5 protein-coding genes and 2 tRNA genes are annotated in these 6,099 nt (G+C 53.2%); 3 read left to right on the top strand and 4 right to left on the bottom strand.

Annotation, left to right across the window (positions count from 1 at the left end):
* Positions 1-128: 128 nt before the first annotated feature.
* The 4 genes from CVU77_04175 to CVU77_04160 all read right to left on the bottom strand — a co-directional run bounded on the left by CVU77_04175 (position 129) and on the right by CVU77_04160 (position 4,227).
* Positions 129-623: a DNA-binding protein gene (locus CVU77_04175; protein ID PKN01710.1), complete on the bottom strand. Its 495-nt coding sequence runs from the start codon at positions 621-623 to the stop codon at positions 129-131.
* Positions 624-700: 77 nt separating this feature from the next.
* Positions 701-1,396, bottom strand: coding sequence for a hypothetical protein (locus tag CVU77_04170; GenBank protein PKN01709.1), 696 nt, complete (start codon positions 1,394-1,396; stop codon positions 701-703).
* A 26-nt stretch (positions 1,397-1,422) separates the two neighbouring features.
* Positions 1,423-3,165 carry a hypothetical protein gene (locus CVU77_04165; protein PKN01708.1) on the bottom strand — a complete coding sequence of 581 codons (1,743 nt, stop codon included), beginning with the start codon at positions 3,163-3,165 and terminating at the stop codon, positions 1,423-1,425.
* Positions 3,166-3,228: 63 nt separating this feature from the next.
* Complete coding sequence (locus CVU77_04160) at positions 3,229-4,227, bottom strand: D-alanine--D-alanine ligase (protein ID PKN01707.1); 999 nt, start codon at positions 4,225-4,227, stop codon at positions 3,229-3,231.
* A 262-nt stretch (positions 4,228-4,489) separates the two neighbouring features.
* Between CVU77_04160 and CVU77_04155 the strand changes: the two genes are divergently transcribed.
* The 3 genes from CVU77_04155 (at position 4,490) to tig (ending at position 6,098) form a co-directional block, all read left to right on the top strand.
* Positions 4,490-4,562: transfer RNA gene (locus tag CVU77_04155), tRNA-Lys, on the top strand.
* Between the two features lie 73 nt (positions 4,563-4,635).
* Positions 4,636-4,718: transfer RNA gene (locus CVU77_04150), tRNA-Leu, on the top strand.
* 99 nt (positions 4,719-4,817) lie between these two features.
* On the top strand, positions 4,818-6,098 hold the full coding sequence (gene tig / locus CVU77_04145) for a trigger factor (protein ID PKN01706.1): 1,281 nt from the start codon (positions 4,818-4,820) through the stop codon (positions 6,096-6,098).
* The last annotated feature ends 1 nt before the right edge of the window (position 6,099 follow it).

Raw genomic sequence — 6,099 nt, 5'->3', positions numbered from 1 at the left:
AGATAGATAGATAGATAGATAGATAGATAGATAAGGAGCGTGTTTCATTTTAGGGCCTCTTTTGGGGGCATTTGGGCGGGCAAGCCCGCCCCTACGCGCACCTCGCAATGACATTGGTATTGTTTTTGTCATTTTGCGAATCCTATTTTCTTGCGGGGTTCTTTGGGAGCGGTCAACATTTTGTTGATAACCTGGAAAATGTATTTTATCTGCCCGTCGTGTTCTTCTACTTTTCTTTGAATGTCTTTATGTGTAGACAACAATTCTCTTAACCTTACGAAAGCCCTGACTATGGCAACGCCCATTTGGACTGCGCGCGGCGAATTAAGCACATTGGCCGCCTGTATCGCGCCGTGTTCGGTGAAGGCGTACGGGAGATATCGCCGGCCGCCCCAGAAACTTGAGGTCACAAATTGTGACCTCAAGATTTCCGATTCCTCTTTTGAAAGCTGAAAGCAAAAATCCTCGGGGAACCTGTCAATATTTCTTTTAACCGCTTGATTGAACACCTTGACCGAAACTCCGTAAAGTTCCGCAAGGTCGCGGTCGAGCATCACTTTGCAACCGCGAATTACCAATATCCTTGAAACCAAAGTTTCCGACGGGATTATTTCTTTCGACATTATCCCCCCTTTATCATAGCCCCCGCCGGATGTTGATATTTATACAAAATAATTGTTACGAAGTTGTTACGATGTCTTTACATCAAACCCGCGCCCTTCATACTCGTAAAGTCCGTTTCTGTCACGATGATATGGTCAAGAACCTCAATGCCCAGAATTAAACCGGCGGACACGAGCCGCTTGGTGAGTTTTATGTCCTCGTCCGACGGAACAGGGTCGTTCGACGGATGATTATGCGTGAAAATTACTCCCGCGGCGGAATGTTCTATGGCGCTCTTAAAAACTTCGCGCGGATGAACAAGCGAAGCCGAGAGCGTGCCGATGGAAACAAATTCCCTGTGAATGACTTCGTTGCGGGCGTTGAGATAAAACGCGACGAAATGCTCTTTTTTTTTGGAGCGGATTTCAGCGGCAAGCGGAAGCAGGTCGGTGGGTTTTTGTATCGACGAAGGATTGGGCGCGCGCCCCCGTACGGCGAGTTCGGCGGAGGCGGCGATTATCGACGCCTTGGCGGCGCCGATGCCTTTGATTTTTTGGAGTTCCGAAACACTCATCGACACGAGCACGGGCGCGGGATAATTTTTGAGTATTTCTTTCGAGAGGTCAAGGACATTTTTGCCCTTATAACCCGTGCCCAGAATTATCGCCAGAAGTTCGGCGTCTTTAAGGGCGGCGGCCCCCTTCTGGGCGAGTTTTTCCCGGGGCATATCAACTTTATCGACGGAAAAAGGCATAGCGCGGCTCCTTTCCCCGCTGACACTTACACTAATCATCTCCCTCAAAGAGAGAGAAAAATTATTTACTCCTTCATCCTCTTCATAAGTATCGCGGCTTTTTCGTTGCCGGGCTCGCGGCGCAGCACTTCTTTGAGCTGCTCGGCGGCCGGCCCCAGACGACCCCTGTAATAATGGGCCAGCGCGAGATTTATTCTGGAATCTATCTGAGCGGGTTCGACCTCGATGGATTTTTCGTAATAGACGACCGCTTCGTCGAGACGATTCGTAAGAAAATAAATGTTGCCGATGTTATTGTAAGGCCCGGGCCGCGACGGCGAAACCGCTATGGCCGCCTTGTAATTCTCGACGGCCGCCGCGAAATTTTTCTCTTTGGCGTAGACCCATCCGAGTTTTTCTCTGACGGACATGTTGTCGGGATGCTTTGCGGCAAGAGATTCGAGTTCCGATATGGTGCCTGCGGCGTCAAGCACTTTCTCGTCGAAGAAATCCGGGCGGGACGCCTCGCGCCGCGCGGCCAGATAAGGCGACGCGACGGATACCGCCGCCATATACGCCCCCGCCGCGGCGACGGCAACCAGACCCGCGCGCGCAGGCGCGGATTTTACCGCGAAGGATATTTTACCGTCGGGCGGAAGCGCAAGCCCCATAAGCGCGAAAATGTAAATGCCGGAGACGGCGAAACGCATATCGACAGAGAAAAAATTCTGCGCCAGCACCGAGGCGACCGAAATAAAAACGCCCAAAGTAAGCGGGTCGGCTTTCCCGACGGCGCGCAGCCGCGAAACGGCCGCCGCGAAAAACGCGGCGATGGCCCATGCGAAAAACGAAAACCCGACGATACCCGTCTCGGCGAGCGTCTGAATAAACTCGTTATGCGCGTCGTTGATAATAGCGCGCGACTGCGGCCAAATCGCCAAAAGTTCGGCCGACGCGTAATCCGGGAACTTCACGTGGAAAAGACCCTGCCCCACGCCGAAAACCGGATGAGCCGTCCACATTTTAAGAGTGTCGCGCCAGATGAGGACGTGCGCCTGCTGCCTGGCCCACACGCCGCGAGTGACGTAGAGAAACGCGGCGGCCAGCGCGGCGCCTGCGGCCAGAAGCGCGATTTTCCGTCGGACATCTATGTCGGCGAGTGCAACGTAGAGAACCACGGCGAAGGCGACCGCCAGCCACGAAGCCCGCGTAGCCGTAAAGTACAAAGCGGCCAGCGACAGCGCGAAAGCCGTCGCGCTGAAAGCTCTCAGCGGCGCGGAAAACTTTTTGGCGGATGTCACCGCCGCAAGAACCGGCAGCGCGGCCGTAAGATACACTCCGAAAAATATCGGATTGCCGAAGGTCGAAAACACCCTTTCCATTTTCGGCGCCGAAAGTATCCAAATCCCTCCGGAGCGCTGCAACAATCCGTAAAGCGCCGCCCAGAAAGTTCCCCCCGCGAAGCACCACAAAAACGCCGTCAGATTTTTGACGTCGGAGGCGACCAAATCGGACGCCAGCCAGAAAGCGACGCCGAAAAAAAGTATTCTTTTTAACTCGGGAAACGACAGCGCGCGATTGCCGGAAAAAATATAAAACATCACAGCCGCCGCGCAATATGCGGCCACGGGAAGCGACGCGCGGTTCCGCGAAATTTCCACCCGGCCGGACGCGAGCCGTTCCATTACGCGCGCGGAGAATATCGCCAGCAGCGCGAATTCCATGAACATCAGTTTGGGGCGGGTGATTTTTACGTCGACGAGGAAGGGACTTATCAGGAATATGGATGAAAAAGCGAAAGCCAGGATTCTTGAAATCGGTGCCGACATTTTTTTGACCCCCGCGCCGCCGGGAGCGGCGCGCGAAAACCGGCCGGAGCCGACGGATTGCCGCTATCGCGTAAGGCCGTAACGCTCGGCGCCGTGCTCCAGAATCTTTAAAACTATTTTTTCGTAAGTGGTTCCCATCGCCTCGGCCACGAGCGGGAAGACGTCTATTAATCCCAGGTTGGGGAGCGGGTTGCACTCCAGAAAAAACGGTTCGTCGTCGCGGTCGGTTCTTATGTCTATGCGGCTCAGGTCGCGGCAGCCCAGCGCTTTGTACGCGTCGACGGCGAGTTTTTTAAGTTTATCGTCGAGAGATTTGGAAATTTTGGACGGGCAGAAATATTTTATGCTGGGGTCGGTGACCCGCGCGTGAAAGTAAAAATCGTCGCCGAGGTCGAGTTTGCCGTTTATGGAAACCTGCACGGGCGGAAGCGCCTCGGGAGGGCTGTTGCCTATAACCGCCACCGTGAATTCCTTGCCGGAAACAAATTCTTCGACGAGAATCGTCTGGCGGTATTTGTCAAGCAATGCGCCCGCGATTTTTTTAAGCGATTCGATGTCGCTCACGCGCGAGTCCCCGGAAACACCCTTGGAAGTGCCTTCGGCGGCGGGCTTGACTATCACGGGAAATTTAAGATTGAAAGCCGCCAAATCGGCGGGCGACGAGGCCTCCATAAAGCGCGGAGTCCTTACGCCGGCGGCGGACACAAGAATCTTTGCCACCGCTTTGTCGAGCGTGGCGGCCATACTCAGTCCGTCGGAGCCGACGTACGGGATGTCGAACATTTCAAGGATTACGGGAACCTGCGCCTCGCGGTTGCGGCCTTTGATGCCTTCGGCGATATTAAAAACTATGTCCCACTTTTCGCCGGCGCGGAGTTTTTCAAGAAGAGAGCGGGCGTGGCCTATTCTTACGACTTCGTGGCCGCCGGATTTTAGCGCGCCTTCGATTTCGGAAAGCGTTTCCTCCGAGTCAAACTCGGCGTATTTATCGGGCGCGTCGCCGGGTTCAAGTTTGTAATCGGCCTTTGCGTCATAGGTAAATCCCACTTTTAATTTTTTCATCGTCGAAAACCATACCTTTCGTCATTGCGAGTCCCCGATTTTCCGGGGACGAAGCAATCTTACCGTCTGCGCGATTGCTTCGTCGTCCCGATTCATCGGGACTTCTCGCAATGACACAACCCGCGCGTACAAATACAAGCACTGATTTTATTTAATTGGAAGAAAAATGTCAAATTGACACTCGTCGGGGTTTTTATATATAATGAGCGCCGCAGTTTTCGCGCGGATTTAAGCTCGCGCGAAATCTCGACACCGGAATAACGCGCCCATAGCTCAATTGGTAGAGCAGCGGACTCTTAATCCGTAGGTTGGGGGTTCAAGTCCCTCTGGGCGTATTTTTATTTTTCGCGGGCCGAATTTTTATCGCCCTCGTGGCGGAACTGGCATACGCGTCCCGCCAATTCTAATGCTCCCGTGGTGGAACTGGCAGACACGCATGGCTTAGGACCATGTCCTGAAATAGGGTAGAGGTTCAAATCCTCTCGGGAGCATTAGGGCGGGATCTCCTAACGGGGAACTCCTGCCGAGGGCATAATCCCGAAATCTCAGTCGGAAAAGATGCCGACAAAAATCAAGAAAGGTTGAATAAAATGGAAAAAAACAACGCAAAAGTAGTGACGAAAGAACCCTGCAAAATAACCGTGTCGTTTGAGATACCCTCCGTCGAAGTCGACAAGGCGATTGAGCATATATTCGACGAGATACAAAAAGAGGCGCGGGTGCCGGGATTTCGCGCGGGCAAGGCGCCGATGGACATAATCAGGAAAGAGTTTGCCCGCACCGCCGAGGAACGCGCGCTTAACCGCCTCTCGGCCGAAGCCGTTTACGGCTATATGGAAGAAAAAAAGATAAGGCCGGCGGGAACACCGGCGGTTACGGAATTTTCCAGAGAAGCGGGTAAAAACCTCAAGTTTACCGCGGCAGTGGAGTGTCATCCCGAATTTGAGGCGAAAAATTACAAAAAAATAAAAGCCGCGCGCAAAAAATCCGAGGTCACCGCCGCCGAAACGGAAGAAAGAGTAAAGGCGCTGCTGGAGCGGAACGCCTCGCTGTCGCCGGATCTGTCGGGAGTGGTTTCCAAGGATGGTTTTGCCGTCATAGATTATTCGCTTGAAGCCGACGGAAAAAAACTCGACAACGCATCGGCGGAAAATTATCTGGTGGACATTTCAAACCCCGCGAACATCAAGGGCTTAAACGAAGCGCTCGTCGGAACAAAGATAGGCGAATCCAAAATCATAGACGTGCCGTTCTCGCAGGAATATCCCGCCGCCGAACTGCGCGGCAAAACCGGACGCCTGAACTTTACCGTCAAAGAAGTCAAGAAAAAAAATATCCCCGCGGCAGACGACGCCTTTGCCAAGGATATGGGTTTTGAAAATCTGGAGAAACTCAAAGAGACCGTGAGCGCCTCGATGAAGGCCGAACGCGAAAAGCAGTCGCTCGACGACCTCCGCCGCCAGATAGACGAAGCGCTGCTTAAAAACAATCCTTTCGACGTGCCGCAGTCGATAGCGGCCGACTACGCGAAATCTCTTCTTGCGACGATGAAAAACTATTTCGCATCCAACGGTCTTAATGAGGCCGAATGGGAGAAGCGCAAATCCGAGTTTGAAAAGCAGGCCGAATCGGAGGCCAAAGACGCCGTGCGGCTTTACTATCTCTACGGCAAAATAGCCGAGGCAGAAAAAATATCGGTCAGCGACGAAGATATGACGAAAACCCGCGAAGCTCTCAAGAAAATTTACGCCAAAGACGAGGCCGCTTTCCAAAAGAAGTGGAACAGCGACGCCGCGCAGATTAAAAGCGATATTTTAAGAGAGAAAGTATTCAAGCTGCTCGCGGGAGACGCGGCCGCAAAGGAGTCATAAA

Source organism: Elusimicrobia bacterium HGW-Elusimicrobia-1, assembly GCA_002841695.1.
In the GTDB taxonomy this organism is placed as follows: domain Bacteria; phylum Elusimicrobiota; class Endomicrobiia; order PHAN01; family PHAN01; genus PHAN01.
Note: the sequence above shows the minus strand (reverse complement) of the source record. Positions and strands in the feature narration are given on the sequence as shown.